The 14,555-nt window shown below is 50.9% G+C and carries 11 protein-coding genes and 1 CRISPR repeat array; of the genes, 2 read left to right on the top strand and 9 right to left on the bottom strand.

Annotated elements, in window-relative coordinates; all coding sequences use genetic code 11:
* Positions 1 to 463 precede the first annotated feature (463 nt).
* From tnpA to cysJ, 4 genes are all read right to left on the bottom strand, one after another.
* Positions 464 to 922, bottom strand: coding sequence for an IS200/IS605 family transposase (gene tnpA / locus AB182_RS04560; protein ID WP_038918153.1), 459 nt, complete (start codon positions 920 to 922; stop codon positions 464 to 466).
* A 203-nt stretch (positions 923 to 1,125) separates the two neighbouring features.
* Positions 1,126 to 1,860 carry a phosphoadenosine phosphosulfate reductase gene (gene cysH / locus AB182_RS04555; protein ID WP_047369070.1) on the bottom strand — a complete coding sequence of 245 codons (735 nt, stop codon included), beginning with the start codon at positions 1,858 to 1,860 and terminating at the stop codon, positions 1,126 to 1,128.
* Between the two features lie 71 nt (positions 1,861 to 1,931).
* A complete protein-coding gene (gene cysI / locus AB182_RS04550) occupies positions 1,932 to 3,644 on the bottom strand; it encodes an assimilatory sulfite reductase (NADPH) hemoprotein subunit (protein WP_039077695.1) in 1,713 nt (570 codons plus the stop codon).
* Positions 3,644 to 5,452, bottom strand: coding sequence for an NADPH-dependent assimilatory sulfite reductase flavoprotein subunit (gene cysJ / locus AB182_RS04545; RefSeq protein WP_047369069.1), 1,809 nt, complete (start codon positions 5,450 to 5,452; stop codon positions 3,644 to 3,646). Before cysJ ends, cysI begins: the two co-directional genes overlap by 1 nt.
* 444 nt (positions 5,453 to 5,896) lie before the next feature.
* Here cysJ and queD point away from each other — a divergent pair, with 444 nt between their 5' ends.
* Positions 5,897 to 6,259: a 6-carboxytetrahydropterin synthase QueD gene (queD, locus tag AB182_RS04540; protein WP_047369068.1), complete on the top strand. Its 363-nt coding sequence runs from the start codon at positions 5,897 to 5,899 to the stop codon at positions 6,257 to 6,259.
* A gap of 116 nt (positions 6,260 to 6,375) precedes the next feature.
* Positions 6,376 to 6,709: a CRISPR direct-repeat array (repeat unit 29 nt; unit sequence CGGTTTATCCCCGCTCGCGCGGGGAACAC).
* A gap of 264 nt (positions 6,710 to 6,973) precedes the next feature.
* Here the strand turns inward: queD and queE are convergent.
* Positions 6,974 to 7,645 carry a 7-carboxy-7-deazaguanine synthase QueE gene (queE, locus tag AB182_RS04535; protein ID WP_039077698.1) on the bottom strand — a complete coding sequence of 224 codons (672 nt, stop codon included), beginning with the start codon at positions 7,643 to 7,645 and terminating at the stop codon, positions 6,974 to 6,976.
* 418 nt (positions 7,646 to 8,063) lie between these two features.
* Here queE and AB182_RS04530 point away from each other — a divergent pair, with 418 nt between their 5' ends.
* Entirely contained in the window at positions 8,064 to 9,173 is a 1,110-nt protein-coding gene (locus AB182_RS04530) for an SDR family oxidoreductase (RefSeq protein ID WP_047369067.1), read from the top strand.
* 65 nt (positions 9,174 to 9,238) lie between these two features.
* Here AB182_RS04530 and eno read toward each other — a convergent pair whose 3' ends face one another.
* The 4 genes from eno to AB182_RS04505 all read right to left on the bottom strand — a co-directional run bounded on the left by eno (position 9,239) and on the right by AB182_RS04505 (position 14,460).
* The gene (gene eno, locus AB182_RS04525) at positions 9,239 to 10,537 is read right to left on the bottom strand and encodes a phosphopyruvate hydratase (protein WP_039077700.1); all 1,299 of its coding nucleotides are present in this window, start codon (positions 10,535 to 10,537) and stop codon (positions 9,239 to 9,241) included.
* A 78-nt stretch (positions 10,538 to 10,615) separates the two neighbouring features.
* Positions 10,616 to 12,253, bottom strand: coding sequence for a glutamine hydrolyzing CTP synthase (pyrG, locus tag AB182_RS04520; RefSeq protein ID WP_047369066.1), 1,638 nt, complete (start codon positions 12,251 to 12,253; stop codon positions 10,616 to 10,618).
* A gap of 223 nt (positions 12,254 to 12,476) precedes the next feature.
* The gene (gene mazG, locus AB182_RS04515) at positions 12,477 to 13,286 is read right to left on the bottom strand and encodes a nucleoside triphosphate pyrophosphohydrolase (protein ID WP_047369065.1); all 810 of its coding nucleotides are present in this window, start codon (positions 13,284 to 13,286) and stop codon (positions 12,477 to 12,479) included.
* 391 nt (positions 13,287 to 13,677) lie between these two features.
* Positions 13,678 to 14,460 carry a DUF4225 domain-containing protein gene (locus tag AB182_RS04505; protein ID WP_052958807.1) on the bottom strand — a complete coding sequence of 261 codons (783 nt, stop codon included), beginning with the start codon at positions 14,458 to 14,460 and terminating at the stop codon, positions 13,678 to 13,680.
* Positions 14,461 to 14,555: the final 95 nt, after the last annotated feature.

Below are 14,555 nucleotides of genomic sequence, written 5' to 3'. Positions count from 1 at the left end.
TCGGTTCTGCGGAACGTGTCCGGAATCGGACAGATGAAGGGGTTAAGGTGCACATTACTCACCCGGCGAACACGCCTCGATATTTCGTACTAATGTTCGGAGCCATGTTTATCCCCGCGGTGAGGGGAACACCAGGGTCTTGCGCTGCCCAGGATTTCCGAGGCCAGTTTATCCCCGCTGGCGCGGGAATACTCTAAACGTCACGCGTTAAATTTGAACAGTAATTACCACACCCAACATCCTGGCAACGTTTCCGTATTTTTTAAGAACGGTAATACTTTGATTCTACTCATTAAAGAACACCACAACCGGTGCAACATCTCATTTCACCCGCGTAACCCCATACCACCGCCAAATAAATATCCTCCGGCATAGCCGGAGGTTTTTCGGATGCGCCTATAAGGCTCTGTTACCAGCCGCGCCCTAACAGGCGCATACGATCTGACATTTGCATCAAACTTCGTTACTTACGGCCCGTAAACGGGCTACCCGGATAAGGGATCGACAACTGCTCGCCCATTTTATCCTCTTCAAGCTGGTGCTTTATGTATTCTTGTATCTTCGCCGTGTTCTTCCCTACCGTGTCTACGTAGTATCCCCGGCACCAGAACTCCCTGTTCCTGTATTTGAATTTCAGATCGCCAAACTGCTCATAAAGCATCAGACTGCTTTTCCCTTTCAGATATCCCATAAAGCCGGATACGCTCATTTTGGGCGGGATTTCCACAAGCATATGGATATGATCTGCGCAGCATTCAGCTTCCAGGATCCGTACATTTTTCCACTCACACAGCTTTCTTAAAATGCTCCCTATCGCAAGACGTTTCTCTCCATAGAACGCTTGTCTTCGGTATTTTGGCGCAAAAACTATGTGATATTTACAGTTCCATCGGGTGTGCGCTAAGCTCTTTTCGTCCCCCATTGGGACCCCCTTTTGATTTCTTGTTGAACTTTTGCAGTTGCCAGACCGCAAGGTGTTTTAACAAATCAAAAGGGGTTTTAATAACTGGCTTAAAGCTGAAAGCTTTCCGGAACCCCCAGCCTAGCTGGGGGTTTTCTATAGACAATAAAAAACGCCCGGTGGTTAGCCGGGCGCTTCTTCATGTAATAACGAACAACTCACCATCAGCCTTCGTGCAGGCCGCACTCGCGCTTAAGGCCGAAGAAACGGGTGTCCTCTTCTGCCATGCCCGGCTCCCACTTACGCGTGGTGTGCGTATCGCCCACGGACAGATAGCCCTCATCCCACAGCGGATGATATTTCAGGCCGTGTTTTTGCAGATACTGGTAAACCGTACGGTTATCCCAGTCGATGATCGGCAGCACTTTGAAGACTCCGCGCTGAATATCCAGCACAGGCAGATTAGCACGGCTACTGGACTGCTCGCGACGCAGGCCCGCGAACCAGGTTTGCGCATTCAACTCTTTCAACGCCCGGTTCATCGGCTCAACTTTGTTGATGTCATTGTATTTTTCAATACCCTCAACGCCCTGCTCCCACAGCTTGCCGTAACGCGCTTCCTGCCAGGCAGGGCTTTGCGGCGCGCGGTAAATCTGCAGATTCAGGCCGAGCTTGTCCGTTAGCTCATCAATAAACCGATAGGTTTCCGGGAACAGGTAACCCGTGTCCGTCAGGATAACCGGGATATTCGGGCGCACCTGATTCACCAGGTGCAGACTCACCGCCGCCTGGATACCAAAACTGGACGACAGCACATACTCACCTGGCAGATTCTCCAGCGCCCAGGCCACGCGTTCTTCTGCGGTTTGCGCTTCCAGTTGAGCGTTAGCCTCCGCCAAAGCCTGCGTGCGGTCGTCTTTCGACAGAGCATTCAGGGCAGATAGATCGAGTACGGACATAATTACCTCTCGTGTGTTTTCTCCCCTCACCCCATCCCTCTCCCCAGGGAGAGGGGGAAAGGCAAGGAAGCTTAATCCCAGAGATCGCGCGCCGGGTCGAGCACCGGACGGATAATGCCGGCGCGGATGGTGAAATCACCGAAACCTTCACCCGCTTCGCGCTCTTTCGCCCAGCGCCCTACCAGTTCATCCAGCGAAGCGATGATTTCTGGCTCGGTAATGTTCTCTTTGAACATCCGTGGAATACGTGTCCCGATGCGGTTACCGCCCAGATGCAGGTTGTAGCGGCCAGGCGCTTTACCCACCAGGCCCACTTCTGCCAGCATCGCGCGGCCACAGCCGTTCGGGCAGCCCGTCACGCGCGTCACAATATGCTCATCGCTCAATCCATGCTTCGCCATCACCTCTTCCACTTTATCGATAAACGACGGCAGGAAGCGCTCTGCTTCGGCCATCGCCAGCGGGCAGGTCGGGAATGATACACAGGCCATCGAGTTTTCACGCTGCGGCGTCACGGCATCCATCAGGCCGCTCTGACGCGCGATTTTTTCGATTTTCGCTTTCTGACTATCCGGCACGCCGGCGATGATCAGGTTCTGATTGGCGGTAATACGGAACTCGCCTTTATGGATCTTCGCGATCTCCAGCAGGCCCGTTTTCAACGGACGCCCCGGATAATCGAGGATTCGACCATTTTCGATAAACAGCGTCAGATGCCATTTATTGTCGATCCCTTTCACCCAGCCTATGCGATCGCCGCGCCCGGTAAACTCATACGGACGGATCGGTTCGAACTTGATACCTGCGCGACGCTCAACTTCCGCTTTGAAAGTCTCAACGCCCACACGTTCCAGCGTATATTTGGTCTTCGCGTTTTTACGGTCGGTACGGTTACCCCAGTCGCGCTGGGTTGTGACCACCGCTTCGGCAACGGCCAGCGTATGCTCAACCGGCAGATAGCCAAACTCGCTCGCCGTACGGGCATAGGTTTTCTTATTACCGTGCTCGATAGACAGACCACCGCCCACCAGCAGGTTAAAGCCCACCAGCTTGCCGTTTTCCGCGACCGCGACAAAGTTCATGTCGTTGGCGTGCAGATCGATATCGTTCTGCGGCGGGATCACGACCGTCGTTTTAAACTTACGCGGCAGATAGGTCTGACCGAGGATCGGCTCTTCGTCAGTGGTCGCCACTTTTTCCTGATCGAGCCAGATCTCTGCGTAAGCGCGAGTGCGCGGCAGCAGGTGTTCAGAAATCTTCTTCGCCCACTCGTAGGCTTCGGCGTGCAGTTCTGACTCGTACGGGTTGGAGGTACACAACACGTTACGGTTCATGTCGTTAGCGGTCGCCAGTGCGTCCAGACCAACGGAGTGCAGCATCTGGTGTACCGGTTTCACGTTCTTTTTCAGAATGCCGTGGAACTGGAACGTCTGACGGTTGGTCAGGCGGATACTGCCATAGATAGTGTTCTCAGCGGCAAATTTATCAATCGCCTGCCACTGTTTAGTGGTGATAACACCTCCCGGCAGGCGGCAGCGCAGCAGCATCGCGTGGCGTGGCTCCAGCTTCTGTGCCGCACGCTCAGCGCGAATATCGCGATCATCCTGCTGGTACATGCCGTGGAAACGGATCAGCAGGAAGTTGTCGCCTTTAAAGCCGCCGGTCAGACCGTCATTCAAATCTTCCGCAATGGTTCCGCGCAGATAGTTGCTTTCCAGCTTCATGCGCTCGGCGTCTGTCAGTTTTCCTTCGACCACCAGTGGGCCTGGATGTTTTTCACTCATTAGTAGACATCTCGCTGATAACGGCGCTCTACGCGCAGCTCACTTAAATATTCGTCCGCCGCTTCGGCGTCCATCGCACCAAACTCGGCAATCACGTCCAGTAAAGCCTGCTCAACGTCCTTCGCCATGCGATTCGCGTCGCCACAGACATAAATGTGCGCACCGTCATTAATCCAGCGCCACAGTTCCGCGCCTTGCTGACGCAGTTTGTCTTGTACGTATATTTTTTCTTTTTGGTCACGAGACCAGGCCAGATCGATACGGTTCAGCACACCTTCTTTGACGTAGCGCTGCCACTCAACCTGGTAGAGGAAATCTTCCGTAAAGTGCGGATTGCCGAAGAATAGCCAGTTCTTACCTTCCGCCCCTTCTGCCGCACGCTGCTGCATGAAGGCGCGGAACGGCGCAATACCGGTACCCGGACCAATCATAATGACCGGTGTTTCCGGGTTGGCTGGCAGACGGAAGTTATCGTTATGTTCGATGAACACACGCACTTCACCCTCTTCCTCCACGCGATCGGCGAGGAAGCTCGATGCCCCACCCGCGCGCGCGCGGCCTTCAATGTCATAGCGCACCACACCGACAGTGACATGCACTTCGGTTTCCACTTCGGCCTGTGAAGAGGCAATGGAGTAGAGGCGCGGCGTCAGCGGACGCAGTAGCCCGGTCAACGCCCCGGCATCCAGCTGTGCCGGAGAGAAACGCACCATATCCACAATCGGCGTGGTCGCGGCGTAGTGCTGCAATTTGGCTTTATCGCCCACCAGCGGCAGCAGTGATTCACTGCGGGTGAGGGTGGCGTAGTTTTCTACGATATTGCCGGTATTGACCGTCAGCTCGAAATGCCATTGCAGCGCTTCGGACAGCGGCAGGGTTTTGCCGTCTACGCTGACGGGTTCATCGCCTTTGAGCCACAGTAACTCAATCAGTTCTTTTACCAGCGCAGGATCGTTCTGATACCACACGCCCAGCGCATCGCCCGGCTGATAGCGCAGGCCGGAATCGCCCAGATCGATTTCAATATGACGCACGTCTTTTTCTGAATCGCGGCCCGTGATTTTTTGATTCACTGAGAGGGTCGCGGTCAGCGGTTCTTCTTTCGTATAAGGGCTGGAGAAAACCTCATTCACCGCACCGGTTGCTGTCACCGCGGCCTGGGCCGGCGTCTCTTTCGGGACCCGTGCCTTCAGCACCTCAACCACGCGCGCGCGCCATTCAGCGGCGGCGGCCTGGAACTCAACGTCTGCGTCGACGCGATCGAGCAGGCGCTCGGCGCCCAGTTCAGCCAGTTTGCTATCGAAATCTTTGCCTGCCTGGCAGAAAAACTCATAGGACGTGTCACCAAGCCCCAGTACGGCGAAGGCAGTGCCATTAAGCTTCGGCGCTTTTTTCGAGAACAGGAACTTATGTAACGCAACGGCCTCTTCCGGCGGCTCCCCTTCCCCTTGCGTAGAAGCAACAACGATCAGCAGTTTTTCGTTAGCGATTTGTTTGAATTTATAGTCGCCCGCGCTCACCAGTTTGACGTTAAGTTTTGCCGCCAGCAGATCGTCACGCAGTGCTTCCGCAACACGACGCGCATTGCCGGTTTGCGAAGCGGAGAGAAGCGTAATGGTCGGGGCTTCGGTCGCTGCAGGTGTTGCCGTTGCAACTGCTGCACCGGGTTGCTGATTCAGCACGCCCCAGAAATAGCCGGAAACCCAGGCAAGCTGGGTGGGTGTTAAATCGGTTGTGGCCGCCTGAAGGCGTGCCAGTTGCTCCGGGTTCAGCGGAAGCAAAGCGGAAGGTGGGACCTGAGTCGTCATGCGTCGTTATGTTCCAGTAATACTCGTCATACTTCATGCTGCAGATGCGTTGGCTGTTCTCGTTCGCCCGAATCACTTACCGGTGTAAGCTCATCGGGACTCGCTCGCTTGCCGCCTTCCTGCAACCCGAATTATGTGGAGTAAAGCAAAGCTGTTTTCACGCCCTGTCAGCGCACTAAAAACAGAAGAGAAAGTAAGGTTAACGGCGGGGATAATAACAATTAAAGAAAGGTTGGAAATAATAAATAACCAAAAGAACTAACCTGTTTTACTCATAGTTTATAACAGTAAAATAGATTAATTAATTGTTTGATTTTAAAGATAAAAATATAAGCACCCCGGTAAAACGTAGCGATTAATCACTTTTGCCGATTTTAGTTAATGATAAAAAAGGTCATTTCGGCTACCATGCCGCGGTTTTTTCAGCCAGTCAGAGAGTTCAGTATGTCCACCACGTTATTTAAAGATTTCATGTTCGAAGCCGCTCACCGTTTGCCGCATGTGCCAGCCGGGCATAAATGCGGTCGCCTTCATGGCCACTCATTTATGGTGCGTCTGGAGATCACCGGCGAGGTGGATCCGCATACGGGCTGGATCATGGATTTCGCTGAGCTCAAGGCGGCATTCAAGCCGACTTACGATCGTCTGGATCACTACTATCTTAACGATATTCCGGGCCTTGAAAACCCGACCAGCGAAGTGCTGGCAAAATGGATCTGGGATCAGATTAAACCTATCGTGCCCCTGCTGAGCGCAGTGATGATTAAAGAGACCTGTACTGCAGGGTGTATCTACCGAGGCGAGTAATTTTCCGCTTCTGTGCCGTTAGCGCCTGCGTAAGCTTATTTCCCTTCCGTTATGGTTATTTATCCCCACTGGCGTGGGGAACACCGCTTTTCTGCATCAGCCTGGCAACTCGCACACGGTTTATCCCCGCTCGCGCGGGGAACACAATCAGTCTGGTTTTCCCCAGGGAAGCGGCACCGGTTTATCCCCGCTCGCGCGGGGAACACCATTGTTGAGCGTGACCTTTCCGGCATAGAAGCGGTTTATCCCCGCTCGCGCGGGGAACACCTCGACTTCTCCCTGTACGGGTGTCATCACTCCGGTTTATCCCCGCTCGCGCGGGGAACACTTTTCTGCCACCCTGAAAAACGTAAATTCGCTCGGTTTATCCCCGCTCGCGCGGGGAACACGAAACCGGCTTGATTACCCGCGATACCCTGGGCGGTTTATCCCCGCTCGCGCGGGGAACACTCTAAATATAATCCATTGAATTATAGAATTATTTATTGCATCTCAAATTCTACCGATTTTTTCGGTGTGACAAGAAAAACTAACATATTGATTATTATTAAGAATAAAAACACACCCAAGGTAAAAACCGATTTCACCGGATAGCGTTGTTTCACACCTCACTTCCCCGCCCTTCCGGCGGAAAAACAAAAACGCCCGGCACGTGGGCCGGGCGCTCAGAGAATGCGCATTCTGCTGGTAAAAATACCACCCGCAGAAAATGAATCAGGCAATGTTCAGATATTTGTGCGTCTGCATCGACAACCGCCAGTTGCGGGCGATACAGGTTTCGATACACAGGCGGGTGGCATCGTCTTTCTGGCTGATAGGCTGGAGCGCAATAACGCGGTGTTTGTCATCCGTCAGTTGCGTCAGCAACTCATCAAGCGCCTCAATATCACGCGTACGCCCAACCGGGTGTTTGATTTCATCAGCCCGTTCCAGCGCCTGCTGGAGGATGTCATAGCCCCCGCGCATATTTACCTTCGGCGACACGGTCACCCATGTCGCATGAGACGTACGCACTTCATGAGTGCCGCTGGTCTCAATCTGACAACTGAACCCCTGTTTTTCCAGAAGATGGGTCAACGGAATCAAATCATGGATACAGGGTTCGCCGCCGGTGATCACCACATGGCGCGCAGTCCATCCCTGACGCTCAATAATCGCCAGCAGATCTTCACTGCTCGCCGCGCCCCATTTATCGCTCTCTTTGGTCTTGGCCAGAATGCTGTAGAGGGAGACTTCCCGATCTTCAAGCTTATCCCAGGTGTGTTTGGTGTCGCACCAGGCGCAACCAACCGGGCATCCCTGTAAACGAATAAAAATGGCAGGAACGCCGGTAAAATAGCCCTCGCCTTGCAAGGTCTGGAACATCTCATTAATCGGGTACTGCATAATCAACTCTGCCTGGGAATAAACATTAATTATTACAGATTTCGCTCTTCAGGGCGAGTTACGGTATGAGTGAATGTTGCGAGATTGTCACCGAAATAAAGCAAAAAAATGGATAATGCATAGCAGGCTTAGCATCAATTTATTTGTAATAAATTATTTCAATAACGCTCATTAACATAAGAAAAACATCAAAATAAAAACTTAAAGCAAAGAATTAAATATCAATAATTTCAAATGTTTATAAATATTTTTATTTTTAGTGAATTTATTTTTATGTTTACCTGTCCAATTAAACTTGTTCCGCATTTAAAGCTTAAAATTACCTTAAGAAATCGATTTATTCCCGCCTCTCTTATTTAAGCATTGTTTAATTTTCGCTGAATACAATCCGCGAATTAACAACAATGAGCATGCGATCATGAAAACTCTACTGATCACCGGCGTCACCGGATTCCTCGGTGGTGCAGTGTTTGAGAAAATACTTAATGATGATAGTCAAATCAACTATTTACTTTTAGTCAGGGCAACGGATAGCCAGGCTGGCGTTGAGCGCGTAAAAGAGAACATGCGCAAATTCAACATCAGCGAATCCATTCTCTCCCGTCTGACCTGCGAACATATCATCATCGGTGATCTGGGTACGCCGGAGCAATTTCTTGACGACCCGCGTCTGGACAGCGTCACCCACGTGCTGAACTGCGCCGCAGTCGCCTCTTTTGGTAACAACCCGCTCATCTGGAAAGTCAACGTTGAAGGCACGCTGGCCTTTGCCGGACGGATGGCAAAAGTGCAGGGGCTGCAGCGTTTCCTGCATGTCGGTACGGCTATGTCATGTGCGCCGGAAGCCGATTCACTGGTCTTTGAAAGCCAGGAATTCAAGGAAAACGCCGAGCATCTGGTGGAGTACACCCACTCCAAATCCACCATTGAACACCTGATGCGCAAAACCTATCCGAACCTGCCGCTGGTTATTGCACGCCCGTCTATTGTAGTGGGTCATACGCATTACGGCTGCCAGCCCTCCAGCAGTATCTTCTGGGTATTCAGCATGGCGCTGATGCTGCAAAAATTCATGTGCTCGCTGGAAGACCGCATTGACGTGGTCCCGGTGGACTATTGTGCCGATGCGCTAATCATGATGCTGAAAAGCGACATCCCGGCGGGGGAAGTTATCCATATCTCCGCTGGCGAAGAGAACAGCGTGAAGTTTGCTGATATTGATGCCGCAATGGCTTGCGCACTGGAAACCGTGCCGGTTAAAGATGTCTATACGCAGGTCAGCTATGAAACGCTGGTGAAGATGCGTCGTGAACTGAAAAACATTTTTGGGCCCTGCAACGAGCGTCTGATGCTCAAAGCCATGCGTCTATACGGCGCATTCGCCATGCTGAACGTCCGCTTTAGCAATGACAAACTCATCGAATTGGGTATGCCGAAGCCGCCGCGTTTTACCGATTATATCGCCCAGTGCGTACAGACCACCCGCGGGCTTTCCATTCCGCAGCAAATGGCCGTCGATTTTAAATAACGTTATAACCGGTAAAAAAAATGCCAGCCCAAAGGCTGGCATTTTCATTTCAGAGAAAGACAGGCTTATGCCTGACCTTTGATCTCTTTACGACCGTTGTACGGTGCTTGTTCACCCAGTGCTTCTTCGATACGAATCAGCTGGTTGTATTTAGCAACGCGGTCAGAACGGCTCATAGAACCGGTTTTGATCTGGCCAGCAGCGGTACCAACAGCCAGGTCAGCGATGGTCGCGTCTTCAGTTTCGCCAGAACGGTGAGAGATGACAGCGGTGTAGCCAGCGTCTTTCGCCATTTTGATCGCAGCCAGAGTTTCGGTCAGAGAACCGATCTGGTTGAATTTGATCAGGATGGAGTTAACGATGCCTTTTTCGATGCCTTCTTTCAGGATCTTGGTGTTAGTTACGAACAGGTCGTCACCAACCAGCTGGATTTTGTCGCCCAGAACTTTGGTCTGGTAAGCAAAGCCAGCCCAGTCAGACTCGTCCAGACCATCTTCGATGGACACGATCGGGTACTGTTTGGTCAGGTCTTCCAGGAAGTGAGTGAATTCTTCGGAGGTGAACGCTTTGTTGCCTTCGCCAGCCAGAACGTATTTACCGTCTTTGTAGAATTCAGAAGCCGCGCAGTCCATCGCCAGAGTGATGTCTTTGCCCAGCTCGTAACCCGCAGCTTTAACCGCTTCTGCGATAACAGCCAGTGCTTCAGCGTTGGAACCCAGGTTCGGCGCATAGCCGCCTTCGTCACCAACAGCAGTGTTCATACCTTTGGATTTCAGAACTTTAGCCAGGTTGTGGAACACTTCTGAACCCATACGTACTGCTTCTTTTAGGGATTTCGCGCCAACCGGCTGAATCATGAATTCCTGAATGTCGACGTTGTTGTCAGCGTGCTCACCACCGTTGATGATGTTCATCATCGGAACCGGCATGGAGTATTTGCCCGGGGTGCCGTTCAGTTCAGCGATATGTGCATACAGCGGCAGGCCTTTAGAAGCAGCAGCAGCTTTAGCGGTCGCCAGAGAAACAGCCAGGATTGCGTTAGCACCGAAGTTAGATTTGTTTTCAGTACCGTCCAGGTCGATCATGATCTTGTCAATGCCAGCCTGATCTTTGGCATCTTTGCCCAGGATTGCCTGAGCGATCGGGCCGTTAACCGCGCCAACCGCTTTCAGTACGCCTTTACCCATGAAACGGGATTTGTCGCCATCACGCAGTTCCAGCGCTTCGCGGGAACCCGTAGAAGCACCTGACGGAGCAGCTGCCAGACCAACGAAACCACCTTCCAGGTGTACTTCGGCTTCAACAGTCGGGTTACCACGGGAGTCGATGATTTCACGACCGATGACTTTAACGATTTTGGACATTAGGATTTCCTCAGTACAAGTTAAACTAAAACTCCAGACAAACAATGCACCCATTTGGGTGCACTGCCGTTCTAACTCTTACTTCGCCTGGCGCTTCTGATACTCGCTGGCGGCTTTCACAAAGCCTGCAAACAGCGGGTGCCCGTCACGCGGCGTAGAAGTAAATTCCGGGTGGAACTGACAAGCGACAAACCACGGATGATTTGGCACCTCGATGATCTCGACCAACTGATCATCGCCGGAACGGCCTGCAACACGCAGACCCGCAGCTTCAATTTGTTTCAACAGCAGATTGTTAACTTCGTAGCGATGGCGATGGCGTTCGACAATGGTCGGCTCACCATACAGTTGACGGACCAGGCTGTCGTCGCCAAGCTGGCACTGCTGTGCGCCGAGGCGCATGGTGCCACCGAGATCGCTCTTTTCCGAACGTACTTCAATCTTGCCTTCTTCATCACGCCATTCGGTAATGAGCGCCACAACCGGGTACTTACAGTCTGGCACAAATTCCGTCGAGTTGGCGCCCTCCATTCCAGCGACGTTGCGAGCATACTCGATCAGCGCAACCTGCATCCCCAGGCAAATGCCCAGATAAGGAATATTGTTTTCACGCGCGTAGCGTGCAGTGGCGATCTTGCCTTCCACGCCGCGATAGCCGAAACCGCCAGGGATCAGAATAGCATCCAGACCTTTCAGAATTTCGACACCACGTGTTTCAACATCTTGCGAATCGATCAGTTTGATGTTGACGGTTACACGATTTTTCAGGCCACCGTGTTTCAGCGCTTCGATAACTGACTTATAGGCATCCGGCAGTTCAATGTACTTGCCGACCATACCGATGGTGACTTCATCTACCGGGTTCGCCTGCTGGTAAATGACCTGTTCCCATTCGGCCAGATTTGCTTCCGGGCAGTTCAAGCTGAATCGTTTACAAATATAATCGTCCAGCCCCTGCGATTTCAACAGGCCCGGAATTTTATAAATGGAATCGACATCTTTAAGGGAGATAACAGCCTTTTCCGGAACATTACAGAACAAAGCAATCTTTGCACGCTCGTTTGCCGGCACGGCACGATCGGAACGGCAAATCAGGATATCAGGCTGAATACCGATAGAAAGCAGCTCTTTTACGGAGTGCTGCGTCGGTTTGGTTTTCACTTCGCCCGAAGCGGCCATGTACGGCACCAGCGTCAGGTGCATGTACAGCGTACGTTCGCGGCCCACTTCAACGGCCATCTGGCGAATCGCTTCGAGGAACGGCAGCGATTCGATATCGCCTACGGTACCGCCGATTTCCACCAGCACGACATCATGGCCTTCGCCGCCTTCAATGATGCGCTCTTTGATAGCATTGGTGATGTGCGGAATAACCTGAACGGTCGCGCCCAGGTAGTCGCCACGGCGCTCTTTGCGCAGCACTTCGGAATAGATACGGCCAGTCGTGAAGTTATTACGACGGGTCATCTTGGTGCGGATGAAACGCTCATAGTGACCCAGGTCCAGATCGGTTTCGGCGCCGTCTTCAGTAACGAACACTTCCCCGTGTTGGATTGGGCTCATGGTACCCGGATCGACGTTGATATACGGATCCAGTTTCATCATGGTCACATTGAGGCCACGGGCTTCAAGAATGGCTGCGAGGGAGGCTGCGGCAATGCCTTTACCCAGAGAGGATACGACCCCGCCGGTCACAAAAATATAGTTCGTTGTCATGCTGAACCTGAGAAGTTAGGGTGAAACGATGGAATAACCAGGACGGGAAAGTAGTATACCTGAACAGGGCGTGCCTCACAAACTTTCATTCTCACCCCTTATCCCTAACCTCACCTGTAATAAGGAGTGAGAAAATAGCCACTTTCAGCAAAATGATTTTGACGTAAATCAAGCGCTTGTTATTTAAAAAATCATACAAATCGCACTTGAAAGCACAATATCTTTAGATATCAGTTTCCTGGCGTTTTACCTGTTGCCAGACCTCTTCCATCGCTTCCAGGTCGATTCCGCTCATTTCCAGGCCACGGGCGGCAACGATCCGCTCAACTTCGCGGAAACGACGCTCGAATTTCAGATTCGCTTTTTGCAACGCGACTTCCGCTTTTACGCCTAAATGACGCGAAAGATTGACCGTTGCGAACAGCAAATCGCCCATCTCTTCTTCCAGTTTCGCCTCGTCCACGACAGCCTGTTTCGCCTCATCCATGACTTCGTCAATTTCTTCGTAGACTTTGTCCAGCACTGGCCCCAACGAGGTCCAGTCAAAGCCTACAGTTGAGCATCGTTTCTGGATTTTATGGGCGCGCATTAAGGCAGGGAGACTATGCGGAATGTCATCCAGCGCGGAATGCTGCGATTTTTCGGCACGTTCAGCGCTTTTAATCTCTTCCCAGCGGGCCAGCACTTCACTGCTGTTTTCCGCATGCGCGTCACCGAAAATATGCGGATGGCGGCGCTCCAGCTTGTCGCTGATAGCGGCACAGATATCGTCGAAATTGAACAGCTTTTGTTCCTGGGCCATTTGTGCGTAAAACACCACCTGGAACAATAAATCGCCTAATTCGCCGCGTAAATCATCGAAATCTTCGCGGGAAATAGCATCCAGCACTTCGTAAGTCTCTTCCAGCGTATAAGGTGCGATGGTGGCAAAGGTCTGTTCTTTATCCCACGGACAGCCCTTTTCCGGGTCGCGCAGACGTTGCATGATGCCCAGCAGGCGGTCGATTGGGGTTTTGTTGATTGTGATAGTCATACAGCCTCTTTTCATTTCAACTTTCACTCATGATAACGTGTTAACGCACTGCTTCCACCTCCCTATTATATTCGCCGAACCAATAGTGCATTCAGGACAGCGAACAGAACGGCACCGAACCGAATCGTATCGTAATCAGCTATACGGTACATTTTCAATATGTTGATACCATAGCTGTGATAACCCACTACATCGTAGAACCCAGTAATGATATGAATTGCACCGAAAAAATTTATTACAACAATAAATAAAAAACGACATAGCGTATTTGAATAAACACAAGCACACCTATGCAGATGATAGCACCCAATAAAAGAAACCATTCCAGCAAAATAATAAAAAACAACCGGAAGCCATGACTTCGATAAAAAGATAACATCCTGCTCCATTTTTAGTGCCTCAAGTCGCTTTCATTAAAAGCAGGCATCAATGATAAAACAGTAAATTCATCACTGATGATCTCAAGCATGAAGACAGGTTGAGTCATTTCTCTCACACTACGAACATAATCTGTTTGTTTTATTGTAATGCCAAAAAGGTTCCATGATTTCTCTCGTGGTGTGGGGATCTTTCTGAACAATCCATATCCGGAAAGAGCAAGATCGATCGTGCCGTAGGCAATATCCGCCTTCTTTTCATCATAACCGGTCTTGTTCGCCGAATAATGGTATGCGTCCCTGAGTGGTCCTGAGACTTCCTCATAGACTACAAGGTAATATCCATTTTCATAAGTATTATTCAGACCCTGCATTATCATTGAAGCACCAGGTATCATTCCACTACTGGCCGTAGACACACAAATCCCCACTCCCGTAGCCACCTGCCCTATACCTGCCAGAAAGCCGATTATTTTATTGTATAATTTGTATAGCTCTGCGGATCGTTTATTTTTGCATTCTTGCTCCGCCATCCACTTCGAATAGATTTTATTATTTAAGATAACAGATTTCTGGTAGCTCAAAACTGCCGTTTTGTATTTTAATATTTCCTCGCCACCTGCCCATGAAAGACAGTTCATTCCTATTTCAGTTTCGACCTGCCTGACCACACTATCAATTCGGCTAAAAAAACCTGACTGCTTAAAATAAAAAGGGTCTGTCATCCATAAATAATGCGCAGCATCCAGAAATGCATTTTTTTGTTGTTCAAATTCCTTTTTAGAACCGTAAAACATAAACTCTCCAGTGCGTTTAATTAAAGCCAACTAACATAATTTTTAAACGTTAATACAGGAGTGAGTTTATCGCGGAAACGCGTTAAATTAAGTTA

This window comes from Phytobacter ursingii, from assembly GCF_001022135.1.
Taxonomy (GTDB): Bacteria; Pseudomonadota; Gammaproteobacteria; order Enterobacterales; family Enterobacteriaceae; genus Phytobacter; species Phytobacter ursingii.
This window is presented reverse-complemented; position numbering and strand designations above follow the sequence as displayed.

Coding starts and splice junctions, on each gene's coding strand:
- AB182_RS04530 (WP_047369067.1), top strand. CDS start 8,064: ATGAAAACTCTACTGATCACCGGCGTCACCGGATTCCTCGGTGGTGCA.
- cysH (WP_047369070.1), bottom strand. CDS start 1,860: ATGTCCGTACTCGATCTATCTGCCCTGAATGCTCTGTCGAAAGACGAC.
- tnpA (WP_038918153.1), bottom strand. CDS start 922: ATGGGGGACGAAAAGAGCTTAGCGCACACCCGATGGAACTGTAAATAT.
- eno (WP_039077700.1), bottom strand. CDS start 10,537: ATGTCCAAAATCGTTAAAGTCATCGGTCGTGAAATCATCGACTCCCGT.
- queD (WP_047369068.1), top strand. CDS start 5,897: ATGTCCACCACGTTATTTAAAGATTTCATGTTCGAAGCCGCTCACCGT.
- cysJ (WP_047369069.1), bottom strand. CDS start 5,452: ATGACGACTCAGGTCCCACCTTCCGCTTTGCTTCCGCTGAACCCGGAG.
- AB182_RS04505 (WP_052958807.1), bottom strand. CDS start 14,460: ATGTTTTACGGTTCTAAAAAGGAATTTGAACAACAAAAAAATGCATTT.
- pyrG (WP_047369066.1), bottom strand. CDS start 12,253: ATGACAACGAACTATATTTTTGTGACCGGCGGGGTCGTATCCTCTCTG.
- queE (WP_039077698.1), bottom strand. CDS start 7,645: ATGCAGTACCCGATTAATGAGATGTTCCAGACCTTGCAAGGCGAGGGC.
- cysI (WP_039077695.1), bottom strand. CDS start 3,644: ATGAGTGAAAAACATCCAGGCCCACTGGTGGTCGAAGGAAAACTGACA.
- mazG (WP_047369065.1), bottom strand. CDS start 13,286: ATGACTATCACAATCAACAAAACCCCAATCGACCGCCTGCTGGGCATC.